This window comes from Helicobacter heilmannii (assembly GCF_001283065.1).
Lineage (GTDB): Bacteria > Campylobacterota > Campylobacteria > Campylobacterales > Helicobacteraceae > Helicobacter > Helicobacter heilmannii.
This window is the reverse complement of record NZ_CDMK01000003.1, coordinates 168,594-184,251: the sequence shown is the minus strand read 5'-3', so window position 1 is coordinate 184,251 and position 15,658 is coordinate 168,594. Positions and strand designations below refer to the sequence as shown.

Sequence of the window (15,658 nt, the reverse complement as noted above, 5' to 3'; positions counted from 1 at the left end):
ACCTAGCCAAGGTAACAAACCCATAAAAAAGCCCAAATAAACTTAAGCTCCAAAGTCCCCAATAACCCACATACTCCAAAACCGCGCCCAAAGCAAGCTTTAATCCCTCCACACGCCCTAAATCCAGGACATTTTGCAATCCAATTACAATCCAAGCAGGCTAAACGCTCCATAAATCACCCCTAGACTCACTTAAAACAAAAAGGGCACACTCTCCTGTATTTTTCCTCTAAAAAAGCAAGCTTAAGCCCACTGATATTTTGATTTTTGTATCATTGAGTTCTATTTTTGAGATGAAGGGGATTTCATGCTAGATCTTAGCAACACTCTTTTTAAAAGCATATCCGAACGACTAGAAGGTTTAATGCCCTTAGCTGCCCACAATGCCGATAAAAACATCTACGAAGAAATGGAAAAAAACGGCATTGAACGGCGTGACTTCATCAAATGGGCGGGGGCTATGACTGCCTCTTTTGCCCTGCCTGCTAGTTTCAACCCCTTGACGGCTAAAGCTGTGGAGGTGGCTAACCGCCTGCCCGTGATTTGGCTACACATGGCCGAGTGCACAGGCTGCAGCGAGAGCTTGCTAAGGAGCGAAGACCCTAGCATTGACAGCGTGATCTTTGATTACATCAATTTAGAATACCACGAAACGATCATGGTTGCCAGTGGACACCAGGCGGATTTGAGCCTAGAGCAGGCGATTGAAAAACACAAGGGTAATTATATTTTAATGGTGGAGGGGGGGATTCCTAAAGGTACAGAATACTTTTTAACGATGGGCGCACAGGCGCGCACAGGTGCCCAGGAGTGTATCCACGCAGCCGAGCACGCTAAGGCGATCTTTGCCATTGGGACATGCTCGAGCTTTGGAGGCGTGCAAGCGGCTTACCCCAATCCCTCAAACGCCCAATCCTTAGATAAAATCATCTCCCAACCCATTGTGAATGTCCCCGGCTGCCCGCCAAGTGAAAAGAACATCGTGGGCAACATCATCTACTATTTAATGTTTGGCACTTTGCCCCGCTTGGACGCATACAACCGCCCCACTTGGGCGTATGGTCACCGTGTGCACGACCTTTGCGAAAGACGGGGGCATTTTGACGCCGGCGAGTTCGTGCAACATTTTGGCGATGAAAACGCCAAAAATGGCTTTTGTTTGTATAAAGTGGGTTGCAAGGGGCCCTACACCTTCAACAACTGCTCAAAACTGCGTTTCAACTCCCACACTTCTTGGCCCATTCAGGCCGGACATGGTTGCATTGGCTGCTCTGAGCCCAACTTTTGGGACACAATGAGCCCCTTTGAAGAGCCCATTTCTAACCGCCTCATTGTGCCCGTTACGACCGCCTTTGGGGGGGCGGGGGCAGATAAGGTCGCCGACACTGTGGGCGTGGTGGCTTTGAGTGCGAGCGCGATCGGCATCGCGGCGCACGCTTTGATCTCAGGGCTTAATCAAAACAAGGACGCTTAATGGCTAAGAAAATCATTGTAGACCCGATCACGCGCATTGAAGGGCATTTACGCATCGAGGTGGTGGTGGACGATAACAATGTCATCACCGATGCCTTTTCCTCCTCCACGCTCTTTAGAGGGCTAGAAACGATCATCAAGCACCGCGACCCAAGAGATGCAGGCTTCATCGCGCAGCGCATTTGCGGGGTTTGCACCTATTCGCACTACAAGGCGGGCATCAGTGCCGTGGAAAACGCTTTGGGCATCACACCCCCCCTAAATGCCCAACTCGTACGCTCTTTGATGAACATCGCACTCTTGTTACATGACCATGTGGTACATTTCTACACCCTGCACGGGCTGGATTGGTGCGATCTTCTAAGTGCGCTTAAAGCCGACCCAAAGAAAGCGAGCAAGATCGCCTTTAACTACAGCCAATACCCCCTAGGCACAGGGGCAGATGAGTTAAAAGAGGTGCAAAAACGCGTGGGCGATTTTGCCAAACAAGGCGCGCTAGGGCCTTTTAACAACGGCTACTATGGGCACAAGACCTACCATTTTAGTCCTGAACAGAATTTAATCGTGCTCTCTCACTATTTAAAACTGCTGGCTATCCAACGCGAGGCGGCGAAAATGACCGCCATTTTTGGAGCCAAACAACCCCACCCCCAAAGCCTAACTGTGGGCGGGATCACTTCTGTCATGGATGTACTCGATCCCACCCGTTTAGCTGAGTGGAAGAGCAAATTTGAAACCGTGAAAGACTTTGTTGAGCGGGCTTACTATCCTGACATTGTCATGGCAGCGGCCATGTTTAACAAAGAGGACAGCGTGCTGCATGGCTGTGGGCTCAAAAACTTCATCGCCTATGAGGAAGTGCTGCTTAGCCGAGGCAAGCACCTTTTAAGCTCGGGGATTGTACTCAATGGCGATTTAAACACCCTGCACCCTATCAATGAGGACTTGATCAAAGAAGAGGTAACGCACTCTTGGTATGAATACAAAGGCACCAAAGAGATCCAGTTGCACCCCTATGATGGGCAGACAAATCCACACTACACGGGCTTTAAGGACGGCGAAAGCATCGGTCTTAGCGACAAATTAGAAAAAAGCAAAGTTCTAGACCCACATAATAAATACTCGTGGATCAAATCCCCCCGCTACGACGGCATGCCTATGGAGGTGGGGCCCTTAGCGTCCTTAGCCGTGGGGCTTGCGGCCAAAAACCCCTACACCACGAAAGTCGCCACGCAGTTTTTAAAAGACACGGGATTGCCCATTGAGGCGATCTTTAGCACGCTAGGACGCACGGCGGCGCGTTGTTTGGAGGCAAAAATTTTAGTGGACAATGGGTTGCAGACTTGGGACTCTTTGGTAGAAAATTTAAAATCCGATCAAAGCACTTGTGCCCCCTATGTGATCGATAAAGATAAAGAATACAAGGGGCGTTACATCGGGCAGGTGCCCCGGGGGATGCTTAGCCACTGGGTGCGGATCAAAAATGGGGTGGTGGAGAATTATCAAGCCGTGGTGCCTTCCACTTGGAATGCGGGGGCTAGAGATTCTAAGGGGCAAAAGGGGCCCTATGAAATGAGTCTCATTGGCACAAGACTCGCCGACTTGACTCAGCCACTAGAGATCATCCGCACGATCCACTCGTTTGACCCCTGCATCGCCTGCTCCGTGCATGTCATCGACAGCAAGGGGCAGAACTTTGGAGAGTTTAGGGTCGATCCCAGCTTTGCCCGTTTTGACAAGGGGGGACAACATGGATAGTTACCACAAAACACAAGAGTTTAGCGGACTGGTGCGCTTGTTCCACTGGGGGCGGGCGTTGGCGATTTTTGCGCTCATGGGGACGGGCTTTTACATCGCTTACCCCTTCCTAGCCCCCCACTCGAGCGTGTATAAGCACATGGGCTTGTTGCAAGCCTACATTAGAAGCACCCACATCATGTTAGGCTTTCTTTTGATCGCCATTTGTCTTTTCCGCTTTTACCTCTTCTTTTTCGACCGCAAGAGTAAGGGCGAGCGCGCGGCGGCAAAAAATCTTGCCAGTGTGGGGGCGTGGGTTTCTCAGCTGAAAGTCTATTTTTGGCTAGGCAAGCCCCAGCACGAACAAGGGGCCTACAACCCCATGCAATTTGTGGCTTACTTCACCTTTTGTGTTTTGCTGGTGCTTGTGATTTTGAGCGGGTTGGTGCTGTATTACAATGTCTACCACTTGGGGCTAGGCGGGGTGTTGGAGCCTTGTTTTAAGTGGTTTGAAGTGCTGTGCGGGGGGCTTTCTAATGTGCGCTATTTGCACCACTTGGCCACTTGGGGCATTTGTCTCTTCATCCCCGTACATGTTTACATGGTCGTTTTCCACTCCATCAAATTCCCCGATGGTGGGGCGGATGTGATGGTAAGCGGCATCCGCTATGTGAAAGATTAGCCTGAAAATCTTAGTGCTTGGGATCGGCAACATTCTCCTTGGCGATGAGGGGGTGGGGGTGCACTTGTGTAACCAACTGCAACGCAATTACGCCTTTAGCGGGCAGGATGTAGATTTTATGGATGGGGGCACGATGGCGCAGGCGTTGATCCCCTGGATTGTGGAGTATGAAAAAATCCTGCTCTTAGACTGCGTGAGCGTGGAGGGGGCGCAAGTGGGTGAAGTTTTTTGCTTTGATTTTGTGCAAATCCCCCCCAACATCACATGGGCGGGGAGTGCGCACGAGGTGGAGATGCTACAAACCTTAAAGCTCACCGCCTTAATGGGCGACCTACCCCCCACAACCATCATCGGGCTTGTCCCTGAAATTGCCCTAGAGAACACCACCTTTAATTTAAGCCCCGCCCTGCAACAAGGCGCGCAACTTGCCACAGAAAAAGCCCTAGAGATTTTGACCGCATGGGGGTTAAAAGCCACGCCAAAGCCCACACCCTTAAGCTTACAAGACATTGCCAACAACTCTTATAGGAGTGCTCTATGAACACCTTTGCGTTTAAGTTTAAATCTGCCGGCACACAAGGATTGGCTCCCCTGTTTATGGACTTTATGGCGCACCACGCCTACGCTCAGGGGCTGCCTTACGCCACGAGCAAAGAGGTCTTTTACCTAAAAGCTCCCCTTAAAAAGGCGGAGAACTTTGCCACAGAACTAAGCCAACGCCTGCCCCTAGCCTTTAGCTTTAGTTTTACGGGCATAGAAGTGGCTAAAGAGGCCTTGAAGTGGCAGGAGCAAGAAGTCGTCTGCCCGCCCATTGACATCAGCCACGCCAAAGCCTTTTTAGACCCCACGCATAAAGACTTTTTAGCCCCAAAAGCGCATTTTCAAAGCCTAAGCTACAACCACCAAGAATTAGACACCGCTGCCAAGGTGCAAGAGGCGATGCAAGAAGCCTTGCAAACCCTACAGAGCGGGGCTCTTGTGGTGCAAACCTCTAGGGGGGTGATTAGCCTTTCAAGCACGCCAAGTAAAGAGGCCAGTGTGTTGTTCATGGACTTGGCGAGTGTGTTATCGGTAACAAGGCTAGAGCCCAAGAGCGCGCAGGTGCTATGCACCTATGAGAAGCCCGCGATCCGTGCCACGCTTAAAGAAGTCTTTGCTAAAGAATTTGGATGCTTAGAGATCAGTGCGCTGTTGCCCTATGATTTGGGGCTGGCCCTCTTGGCGCATTTTGCCCTTCAAAAGGGCATTTCCTATCTCTTTTTAAGCAAGACCCCCCAAAGCCCGCCCATTTTTACCTATGAGTGCCGCGCCCCAAGCACGACATGGCAACTCTACAGCGTGGCGCAAAGCGGTCTTATGTTGCCCCATACCCTCATCTACGCTAAGGATACCCCGGACTTTATCCAGAAAGAAGCCCCCAAAGAGCCCCATTTACTCATTTACCTGAACTTCACACGCCCCAGTTGCTTTTGGGTGTATCAAGAGGGAGGCTACAAGCAGCTTTTAAGCATAGAGCAAGAAACCCACCCTGTTGCCCTGCTTACCCAGTTGCAAAGCAACGCCAAGGGGCGCAAACTCTATGCTAATTACAAGGAGGCCTTCCCCGATCTGTGCCAAAGCTTAGAGCAAACCCCCGCCACCCCGCCAAGCCAAAACCTTTTAGACTTTCTAGCCGGGCTCTTGCAAGTCTTGGGCTTTAGCCAAGAACCTAACCCCCGCGCGATTTTTGAGCTTGCCACCAGCTTTTTACGCAACAAGGGCCCGCGAGTGGATTTTAAACTCACCAAAGAACCCTTGAGCCTAAATACAGCCTCCACGCTCAAAAGTGCGGTGAGTTACACGCTGGGGGGCACGGACGCGCCCACCATGTGCTTTGGGATTTTAGACTCTCTAGCCGAGTTTTTAGGCAATCTCATTTACGATGCTCACACGAAGTTTAGTTGCCCGCAGATGTATTTATGCGGGGAAGTGTTTTTACAAAAAGTCTTTTTAGACTTGTGCTTGCAATACTTCCCCAAAGAGTGCCCCTTAATCTTCCCTGATTATGGGATGGATTACACATGCTAACACCTAGTAGCCGCATTTTTGTCGCGGGACATCAAGGGCTGGTTGGGCGCGCCATCAGCGCATGCCTGCAAGAGCAGGGCTATAGCAACCTCATTTTTAAAACCCACGCCGAGCTGGATTTAAGCAAGCAAAGCGCGGTGGAGGCGTTTTTTGAGAAGGAGCGGCCTGAAGTGGTGGTGCTAGCAGCGGCCAAAGTGGGCGGGATCTTAGCCAACAATACCTATAAAGCTGACTTCATCTATGAGAATTTGGCGATCCAAACCAATACCATCCACTGCGCCTACAAAAACGGCACGCAAAAACTCTTGTTCTTGGGCTCGACTTGCATTTACCCCAAAGAATGCCCCCAGCCCATTAAAGAAGAGTATTTATTAAATAGCCCCCTAGAGGCCACCAACGAACCTTATGCCATCGCCAAAATCGCAGGACTGAAAATGTGTGAGGCCTACAACGCTCAACACGGCACAAACTTCATTGCTGCCATGCCCACAAATTTATACGGCGAGTTTGACAACTTCGATCTCTCAAACTCCCATGTCCTGCCCGCCCTGCTTAGAAAGTTGCATTTAGCCAAACTCTTGGCAAACAAGCAAATGGATGCCGTGCTTAAAGACTTGAATCTCCCCGAAGAGCAGGCCCTAAATCTCTTAGCCCAGCATGGCATCAGTGCCCAGAGTGTGCGCATTTGGGGTAGTGGCAAAGCTAGGCGCGAGTTTTTGCATGTCAAGGACTTGGCGCATGGCTGTTTATTCCTCTTAAAACACCAAAAGGGCACACCGACATTAAACCACACCAATATAGGCACGGGTGAGGACATCAGCATTCAAGACTTGGCGTATTTGATCAAGGGGATTGTGGGCTTTCAAGGGGAGTTGGAGTTTGATGCTTCTAAACCTGATGGGACTTTATTGAAGTGCTGCGATGTGTCTAAGATTTCTAGCTTGGGCTGGAGGGCGGGCATTAAGCTAGAGGAGGGGATTAAAGGGGTGTATGCGTGGTATTTGGCGCACCACTAGGGCGAGCTAAAAATTTAGAAGCTATAGATGTAGCGCAAATACATGGAGTATTGCCGTCTAAAGGTTTCGGTAAGCGTATAAAGATCGCCACCCTTGGTGGTGTTGCCCTTGTAGTACATATTGGGGATAGTGGGGATTTTGATCCCAAACTCCACGCCATGGTGCTTGATGAAGTTGGTGCGCAGACCCACATCCACCAAGAATTGAAAATGCGTGCTGTTGATGCGGTGCGCTAAAGGACCTGTGGAGATGAGGCTAGCGGGATTAACCACACCCGTGGTGCCCACTGGATTGGTGAGGTGTGCGCTTGGATTGCAAGGGTTGACATTGCCCTCGGGGATGTAGGCGCATTGCCCACTCACGGTGCCGATCACAAAACCTTGGTTGTAATAGCCCGTTTTATTGCTCGTCCAAGAATTGCCGGCAAATTGCACGCCCACAAACAGCCCAATGGCAAATTTCTTTTTATTGATGATGTCAAAGAGCGCATCGATGCCTGCCCCATAGGTGTACATATCCACTTTGTCGTTGTTGAGGTAGAACACGCTCACGCGATTAGCCGCCGTGGCATTAGAGAAGTTGCTATGCCCATAGTCAAAAAACCCGTAGTAGCGCAAGCCAAACCATTTTTTCTTACCAAAGAATTGTTTATAACCGGCTAAGACATTGAGACCAAACATGGGTTGGTTGCGCCCATAGTTGGTGGCATTTGTGCTGTTCATCACGCCATTAACCCCGGGTGTCCAAACTGCCTTGCAATTGCCCTCCACGCATTCATCGCTGCCGTGGCCGGGGACATAGGAGGCGGATTGTACGACCGTGCCGCTGGGCACTTGAAAAACTTGACCATTCCTCTCGCCCACAACCTGTTTGTTCGCGCGCCCCACTTCCAACCCCACGCCAATGAAAGCTCCGCTCTGCTCGGCTTGCAGTACGCAGGTCCCAAAAAGTAACCACATCTTGAGCATTTTACGCCCATAACAAGCTTGACTTTGATTTTCCATAAAATCGCATTTTCCTTGTAGGTATTATTAAAGATAGATTTTTTATTATATCAAAAACAATTATAAAAAGCAAATAAAACAAAACCAAAAAGACAACATTAAATCCAATTTTGAAAATCATTTAAATATTACTAAAATAATATTTTTAAATAAGATATAAGCTTTTTGCATATAGAATACTCTCATTTATTCCACTTCTTTAGGATTATCGATGAGAGTTAAGCGTAAACACCGCCCTATTGGCGGTTTAAAATCCTATGTTCCCCACGCTTTTTGTGTGCTGGGGGCGATGGGCGGGGTTACTTTGGACGCTCAAGAGTCGCACACCTTGGGCAAGGTTACAACCCTAGGCGAGCGCACCTTTGAGTACAACAACCGCATGACCATCGGCCGCAAAGAGTTACAACAACGCCAGAGCAACCAAGTCAATGACTTGTTTCGAACAAGGGCGGATGTGAATGTCGCCGGTGGGGGTTATATGGCACAAAAGGTCTATGTGCGGGGCATGGAGAGCCGCTTGCTGCGTGTTACAATTGACGGCGCAGCGCAAAATGGCAACATCTTTCACCACGACGCGAACACCATCATCGACCCGGGGATGCTCAAAGAAATTGATGTGATCAAGGGGGCGGCCAATGCCTCGGCTGGGCCTGGAGCCATTGCGGGCAAAATGGCGATGGAGACGATCGGGGCGAACGACTTCTTGCGCCGAGGGCAGACCTATGGCGGACAGGCAGCGGTGAGCTTTTACACAAACTTTGGTTACCGCATCAACACTATCGCAGCTTACCGGGCCACTAAGTGGGACATTTTGGGTTACTACACCAACCAAAATATCTTTTACTACCGCGATGGTACAAATGACATGAAAAACCTCTTCCACCCCACTTACGATGTCGACAACCCGCCCAAAAGCGACAAGGTGATCGGCAGTAGTGGCCAACAAAACAACATTCTTTTTAAAATCAATGGCTACTTCAATGAAAAAGACAGCCTCGCCATGAGCTATAACATGACCCGCTACAACTCCGAGCGCTTGTTGCGCCCCAACGCCACCAGTGCGCTGAGCAAAGCCAACGACCCGGGCACCCAGCCCGCCCCTTTTTTGATTGACTTTGGCAAAGAGCTGGCGTATTTGATCAATGTGAACCACAACTTATCTTTTAAATACAACCACGAAGGGGGCGATAGCTTTGGCGAGCCGCGCATCACCGCCACCACCTTTTTAAATGTCCGCAACGGCAATTATAAACCCGTGCGCAATCCTTTTGCCTACACTTCCAATGAGCCCACTAATCCCTACTATGTTTCAGAAGTCAATAGTTGGTGTACTGCAAATCCTAGCCAATGCGAGAAAGGCACCATCACCCCCGTTGCCGGGGGTGGCTATAACATTGGCTATGGTAGTGGTGACCAAATGGTCCCTACCCACCAAGCCTATGACATGACTCCCCCCAACGCCCAAAACCCCACCCCCAATGACTGGACACTGGGCAACGCGGACGCTGAAGGGACGCTGCAAAGGGATATTTTCCTCATCAACTCCGGGGTCAATGTCAAGGTCCAGCACCCCATCACACCCGATTATGGCAATGTCTTTGAATACGGGGCAATTTACCAAAACCTCAGTGCCTTTTCAGGACTTGACAAGAAAAACGGCTTGTATCCGGGCAATATTAATCCTAACGACCCCACTGGCCCAGGCCTGCCCTACCGCCATTACTATGTTGATCCAACAACCGACGAATATGATCAAAACATGAGTACCGCTAACCCCGCCTACCGTGGCTTGCCCCAAAACTCCTATGGCATCGGCAACATCATCGGGGGCTATGTGCAGGCCAACTATAATTTTCTTAAAAACCTCATCGTAGGGGCGGGTACGCGCTATGACATCTACACCCTCAAAGATAAGGATGGGTACAACCACTTGACATCTGGTTTTAGCCCCAGTGCCACGATTTTATATAACCCCATTGAAGCTTTGGGCTTGAAACTCTCCTATGCTTATGTTACAAAGGGGGCATTGCCTGGGGATGGGGTGCTCATGCGCGATCCAACTGTCATTTATGAAAAGAACTTAAAACCCACTATTGGGCAAAATGTAGAGTTTAACATTGACTATAATAGCCCTTATTTTAATGTCCGAGGAGCTGCATTCTATCAGGTCATCAATAACTTTGTTAACTCCTATGGGCAAGACATCTCTAAAAACGGCGGGGGCAACGCCACGGCTAAAAACCTCACAGGTAACCTTCCTGAAACCATCGCCATTTTCGGGTATGAGGTGAGTGGGAATGTCAAGTACAAAGGCTTTACGGGAACCTTCTCCATCGCACGCTCGTGGCCCACGGTGGCTAATCCTACGGGCTATCATCGGGGCTATTACCTGCTAGCCGACACTTACGCGCTGGCCGCCACCTATGGCAATGTCTTCATTTTAAAAGCCGACTATGTTTTCAAACACGCCGGGCTTAGCCTCACATGGCTTAGCCGCTTTGTCACGAACATGTTCTACAATGGCTACAGCATTTACTACCCCGGCTATGGGCTCATGCCCGTGCACAAGCCCGGCTATGGCGTGAGCAGTATCTTTGTCAACTGGGTTCCGCCCTATAAACATTGGAATGGGCTCAGACTCTCAGCGGTGTTCAACAACATCTTCAACAAATACTATGTCAACCAAACCTCCGTGTGGCAGGCCAGTGCGGATGCACCACACGAGGACATGGTTGCCCGCGCTGGGCAAATCCGCATGGCACTACCCGAGCCCGGCTTTAATGCCCGCTTTGAGATTTCTTACCAGTATTAAAGTACAGCCTAAAGGGAGTTTTGCTAGCATGGGGGTTCTTAGGATTTAAACCATTCGAGGAGCTTGCATGCTGTTTGGGATCATTGGGGTGGGGGGCTTTGTCGCCCCCAAGCACATTAAAGCCATTTATGAAACCGGACATGTGTTGGATTGCGCTGTGGACATCCACGATAGCGTGGGGGTCTTGGACCAATACTATCTAGATTGTGAGTTTTTCACGAGTCTAGAGGACCTGCACCAATACCTGCAAGAGTGCAAGGCTGATGAGAAGTTCTTGGACTTTATGGTGATTTGCACGCCCAACTACCTACACTTCGAGCACATCGAATTTGCCCTAAGCCATGGGATCAATGTTATTTGTGAGAAACCTTTGGTGCTCGATCCAGGCGAACTCAATGAGATCCGTAACCTAGAGAAAAAGTATGATAGGCGGGTGTTCAACATCATGCAGTTGCGCTTACACCCCAATGTGATCGATCTAAAAAAGAGTGTGCAGGCCGCACTGCTAGACGAGCCGGATAAAATCTACAACATCTCTTTGACCTATTTGATCTTGCGGGGCAAATGGTATTTCAACTCGTGGAAGGGCGATGAGGAGCGCAGCGGCGGACTAGCACTCAATCTGTGTATCCATTTTTTTGACATTCTCTTGGACATTTTTGGGGCAGTGGTGGACTTTGCTGTGCATGTGCACAAACACGATTGCATCGGCGGGACTTTACGCCTGGAGCACGCCCATGTGTTGTGGTTTCTCTCCATCAACCCAGCTAAACTGGGCTTGCACCGCAACGGCTCTTACCGCTCTTTAGTGCTAGAAGGGCAAGAGATCGACTTTAGCCATGGCATGGAGGATTTATGTACCAAGAGTTATCAAGAAATTTTGAGCGGGGAGGGGCTGGGTTTAGAGGATGTGCGTCCCTCTTTAGAGTTAGCTTCTGACATTAGGCACGCTAACCTCACGCACACCGATGAGGAGTGCCACCCGCTCTGCCACAAGGTCGCTTGCCACCACCACGATTAAAGGATAAACATGCAAATTGACGATGCACTCTTAAACAAACTTGCCAAACTCTCTATGTTGGAGATTGCTCCTGATGAAAAAGAAGACCTGAAGGGGCATTTAAAAGAGGTGTTGGAATTTGTGGATAGTCTAAATGAAATCGATTTAAGCAGCGTGCAGCCACACCAAAGCGCGCCCACTCCTCTAAGAGAGGACACGCCCGCTAACGACCCCAACATCTCTAGAGACATTTTAGCCCACGCTCCAAAGGCCCAAGAGGGCTATTTCATTGTGCCTAAGATCATAGAAACCTAGGGGTGTTTTTGCAACACCGCGTAGCGGGCGATGGTCTTGTGCCTGTAGCGGATTTGTATATCTGCATGCTGGTCTTGCTGGATCAAATATAAATCTCCCCCAAAACCGATTCCATAAAACTTTAAACGGAGTGCCATTTTGGGAGAAAGGGTGTTGATGCGATCGATCCCCCGCTTTTGTAGTGCACTGGCGAGTTCTTTAGCGACATAGTGGGTGCGCACAAACTGGTTATACCCCCCACCCAGCAAAAACACGCTCTCTAGTAAAAGCGTACCAAAGACTAGACTATAGCGGATGCGGTAATGGCTGCGGAAAATGGGCAAATGTGAGCGGATGCTTGAAAGGGCTCTTTGTAGTAGAATAGGCATGCCGCAAGCCCCAAAGCTCAAAAACTCAGGAGCCGGCTCTTGGCGCAAGGAGAGCAATAGGGGGGCACAAAAACCCACAGCCCCCACAATCCCCACTAAACTTTCTTGCTTGTAGTCTTTGACCACTTGGGCGTAGAGGGTGTAGGGATAGTAAATACAAAGGCCGGGGGAGTAGAGGATGAGCATTAAAAAGAGAGTGTTTAAGAAAAAGCCCTGCGGGATGCCCATAATGGGTGCGAAGATGTAGAAGTTCACGCAAAAGGCGGCAAACAAACATCCCGCAAGCAGCCACTGTTTGTGTTTCAAAGCGTTGAGCAACAAGCCAGCCAGCAACACTGCACAGCTCGCATCCAAGAAGGTGGCTAAAGCCGCCAAGAGATAGAGCGCATAGGTCTTATACAAAAGTAGACATAAGAGGGTTAAAGTGATGAGTAGGCTTGCTTTGCTCAGCAACACCGCTCCCAATTGCACGCCGGGCAGGAGAGCAAAGGTGATGGCCACTAAGAGTGGGTCGTAGGGCTTTTGGGCACAGATGCGTACACTTAAAAGGTAGATCAGGACAATATTCAAGCCATGCAAGAGCAAACCGGGCAGGCGCAGGGCCAGGTCTTTTGGCAGCAGTGCGCTGTTAACAAAAGCGTGCAGGACACTTAAAAGGAGTTTGTCTAGGAAAAAATGCGAGGGGCTAAAGTAAAGCAAGGCTTCTTTGTAGCTGATGGAGATTTCCAAGCTCTTGCATACCCCTAAGCCCAAACTCACGAGTACGAGCAGACCTAAGCCCAAGTGGTAGATTGTGGTGGGGGTGTTTTGGGGCAGACTACTCAATGGGGTTAAAGCGATTTGGGATACACATTAAAATCCTTAGCGTGAAAACCGGCATTATACCCTACAAACATAAACCTCCATCACTTCTTTTTGCTAAAGATGATGAGCAGCCCCGCCCCCACCACAAGAGCCATGCCAAGCCCTTCATACACGCCAAGCCACGGATCGCCCAGTGCCATGCCAAAGAGGGTTGCCCACAGCAAGCGGGTGTAATCAATAGGCGAAACCAACCCCGCCGGCGCGCACATATATGCCCTGGTTAAAAAATACTGCCCCAGCATGCCAAAAAAGCCCATGCCCATTAAAAGCCAAATATCCCATCGCCACCACGCCCCGCTAAAGCGGATGGGATGATGTCCTGTGGCAAAGGGCGGGAGGTTTATAAAAAACCCCAACGATCCAATAACACATAAAAAAAGCGAAAAAATGAAGATCACAAACCCGCTGTCATAATAGGCCTTCAGTCGGCTTAAACTCGTGTAGGCGATGGCTTTAAATAGGGCACTAAGCACCCCACACAAAATCAAACCCCAACTAAGGCCACTGGTGTGTGGATTGGCGATCAAGATCACGCCCACAAGCCCCAACACCCCCGCTAAAACTAAATGCCAGGTTAAGGGCTCTTTAAACACCAACCATGCAATGAAGATTGCGTAAATGGGCGCGCTTTGTCCAAAGGCGATCGCCGTGCCAAGGGGCATGGCATAAATGTTGTAGCACAAAAGTACCATGGCCACCGCTCCCAGGGCCATGCGCCAGGCCAAGAGTTTGCCCCCACCCTTTTTATACGCCCTAAACCTAAACGGCTTGGCCAGGTGAAGCAAACCCGTGAACAAGATCATAAAAAAGGCGCGGTAAAAGACATTTTCTAGGGGGGAGTAGTGATGGCTTGTGATCTTGATGAGGGCGTTCATCACTCCAAAGCTCAACGCCCCAAGAGCCATAAAAACCAAACCTTTTTTCACTTCCATGAAACGCCTTTCTTTCAATGCCAACAAAGACGGATGGCATAACCATAGCACAATCTCTTTAAAGCAAACAAGTATGGATAAAACTTCCCCTAAGCAGGGGCTAAAGATGGCTTTGTAGAGAGAAAAAGGCCAGGGCTGTATCCACCCTTTTGGGGCGCATAACCAACCTAAATCTATAGGTTAGACCACGCCCATACCCTGCGCCACGCAGTCACTAGCAGCCTTGATCCTACCCATGAGATTCGCAGTTTCACAAGAGAGATGAGCCGTCTTTTCGGCTTCCTCTGTGCCGGTATTGGTGTTGGTCACGACCTTGGTGGTGATTTCTCTGATCGAGCCAATGATTGTTGCAATCTCAGTCACGGACTTACCGGTGCGCTCGGCTAGTTTACGCACTTCATCGGCCACCACCGCAAAGCCCCGTCCATGCTCGCCTGCCCGCGCGGCTTCAATGGCGGCGTTTAGGGCGAGGAGGTTGATTTGATCGGCGATGTCTTTGATGGTTTGGGTGATGCTAGAGATCGAATCAGATTGCGCGCTCAAATTGTCTACCAAGCATACATTGTTTTTCATAGTGTTGGCGACACTTTGGATGCTGTCCGTGGTCTTTTTGATCATGTTGTCCCCATCGCTGGTGAGCCGCTGGTTTTGCTTGATCAAATCTAGGGTCATTAAAATCTTCTCTTCTTTGCTGGTGACATCTAGGGCGAATTTAATGAATTTATAAATGTTGCCTTCTTCATCAAATACCGGGTTGTAACAGGCCTCTAAATAAACTTCTTGGCTTGATTTGGTGATGCGTTTAAAAGTTCCTCTAGTGAATTGCCCGGATTTTAAGCGGTCCCAAAACTGCGTGTATTGGGGGGTTTTGACATAGTCGGGGTCGCAAAAGATCGCGTGAGGCTTGCCCTTGATTTCCTCTAAAGTATAACCCACGACTTTTAAAAAGTTCTCATTGGCGAATATGACCTTGCCCTCTGTATCAAACTCAATCAGGGCCATGGATCCTAAAGCCGTCTTGTAAATGGCGCGCAATTCTTTCAATTCTAAAATTTTATCGGTGACATCCGTGGCGAATTTAATCACCTTCACCACCTTGCCCTCATTGTCAAACACGGGGTTGTAGGTGGCCTCTAAATAGACTTCTTGGCCTGATTTGGTGATGCGTTTAAATGTGCCTTGTTTGAACTGCCCGCTGGTGAGCTCTCCCCAAATTTGCGTGTATCTGGCCGAGGACACCAAATTAGGGTCGCAAAAGATCGCTTTTATCTCACAAATTCCCAAACTTGTCCTCAAAGCCTTTACAAACCAAAGGGCAGATGGCAAGACAATGTATGGTCTAAAAGTTTCTTTTCATATTGCATTCCTTAATGATGTGTGTTGGTTTG

Annotated in this window: 12 protein-coding genes and 2 pseudogenes; 9 read left to right on the top strand and 5 right to left on the bottom strand. The window is 49.5% G+C overall.

From position 1 onward, the window contains the following. Positions 1-307: 307 nt before the first annotated feature. Genes AOG36_RS07420 through AOG36_RS07395 form a run of 6 tightly spaced genes read left to right on the top strand, consistent with a single transcriptional unit; the run spans position 308 to position 6,975 of the window. Complete coding sequence (locus AOG36_RS07420; RefSeq protein ID WP_015107367.1) at positions 308-1,474, top strand: hydrogenase small subunit; 1,167 nt, start codon at positions 308-310, stop codon at positions 1,472-1,474. Then, complete coding sequence (locus tag AOG36_RS07415; RefSeq protein WP_015107366.1) at positions 1,474-3,231, top strand: nickel-dependent hydrogenase large subunit; 1,758 nt, start codon at positions 1,474-1,476, stop codon at positions 3,229-3,231. Before AOG36_RS07420 ends, AOG36_RS07415 begins: the two co-directional genes overlap by 1 nt. Continuing rightward, positions 3,224-3,892 carry a Ni/Fe-hydrogenase, b-type cytochrome subunit gene (gene cybH, locus AOG36_RS07410; RefSeq protein WP_015107365.1) on the top strand — a complete coding sequence of 223 codons (669 nt, stop codon included), beginning with the start codon at positions 3,224-3,226 and terminating at the stop codon, positions 3,890-3,892. Before AOG36_RS07415 ends, cybH begins: the two co-directional genes overlap by 8 nt. A gap of 1 nt (position 3,893) precedes the next feature. Further along, positions 3,894-4,433, top strand: coding sequence for a HyaD/HybD family hydrogenase maturation endopeptidase (locus tag AOG36_RS07405; RefSeq protein WP_053825787.1), 540 nt, complete (start codon positions 3,894-3,896; stop codon positions 4,431-4,433). After that, positions 4,430-5,959, top strand: a complete 1,530-nt coding sequence (locus tag AOG36_RS07400; RefSeq protein WP_015107363.1) for a hypothetical protein — start codon at positions 4,430-4,432, stop codon at positions 5,957-5,959. Before AOG36_RS07405 ends, AOG36_RS07400 begins: the two co-directional genes overlap by 4 nt. Further along, positions 5,953-6,975, top strand: coding sequence for a GDP-L-fucose synthase family protein (locus tag AOG36_RS07395; RefSeq protein ID WP_015107362.1), 1,023 nt, complete (start codon positions 5,953-5,955; stop codon positions 6,973-6,975). The genes AOG36_RS07400 and AOG36_RS07395 overlap by 7 nt, the downstream gene beginning before the upstream one ends. A gap of 14 nt (positions 6,976-6,989) precedes the next feature. Here the strand turns inward: AOG36_RS07395 and AOG36_RS07390 are convergent, their stop codons facing one another. Continuing rightward, positions 6,990-7,943, bottom strand: a complete 954-nt coding sequence (locus tag AOG36_RS07390) for an outer membrane protein (RefSeq protein WP_053825822.1) — start codon at positions 7,941-7,943, stop codon at positions 6,990-6,992. Between the two features lie 325 nt (positions 7,944-8,268). Between AOG36_RS07390 and AOG36_RS07385 the strand changes: the two genes are divergently transcribed. The 3 genes from AOG36_RS07385 (at position 8,269) to gatC (ending at position 12,106) form a co-directional block, all read left to right on the top strand. Beyond that, complete coding sequence (locus tag AOG36_RS07385) at positions 8,269-10,791, top strand: TonB-dependent receptor domain-containing protein (protein WP_202903441.1); 2,523 nt, start codon at positions 8,269-8,271, stop codon at positions 10,789-10,791. Positions 10,792-10,858: 67 nt separating this feature from the next. Beyond that, on the top strand, positions 10,859-11,812 hold the full coding sequence (locus tag AOG36_RS07380; protein WP_015107357.1) for a Gfo/Idh/MocA family protein: 954 nt from the start codon (positions 10,859-10,861) through the stop codon (positions 11,810-11,812). 9 nt (positions 11,813-11,821) lie between these two features. Next, the gene (gatC, locus tag AOG36_RS07375; RefSeq protein ID WP_015107356.1) at positions 11,822-12,106 is read left to right on the top strand and encodes an Asp-tRNA(Asn)/Glu-tRNA(Gln) amidotransferase subunit GatC; all 285 of its coding nucleotides are present in this window, start codon (positions 11,822-11,824) and stop codon (positions 12,104-12,106) included. Here the strand turns inward: gatC and AOG36_RS07370 are convergent. The 4 genes and pseudogenes from AOG36_RS07370 to AOG36_RS09405 all read right to left on the bottom strand — a co-directional run. Beyond that, entirely contained in the window at positions 12,103-13,203 is a 1,101-nt protein-coding gene (locus AOG36_RS07370; protein WP_231850655.1) for a hypothetical protein, read from the bottom strand. The two genes, gatC and AOG36_RS07370, sit on opposite strands and share 4 nt — an antisense overlap. A gap of 176 nt (positions 13,204-13,379) precedes the next feature. Beyond that, complete coding sequence (locus tag AOG36_RS07365) at positions 13,380-14,270, bottom strand: DMT family transporter (protein WP_015107354.1); 891 nt, start codon at positions 14,268-14,270, stop codon at positions 13,380-13,382. Positions 14,271-14,450: 180 nt separating this feature from the next. Next, positions 14,451-14,870, bottom strand: a pseudogene (locus AOG36_RS09410) (methyl-accepting chemotaxis protein); the annotation flags it as partial. 93 nt (positions 14,871-14,963) lie between these two features. Then, positions 14,964-15,509 (bottom strand): annotated as a pseudogene (locus AOG36_RS09405) (PAS domain-containing protein); the annotation flags it as partial. Positions 15,510-15,658: the final 149 nt, after the last annotated feature.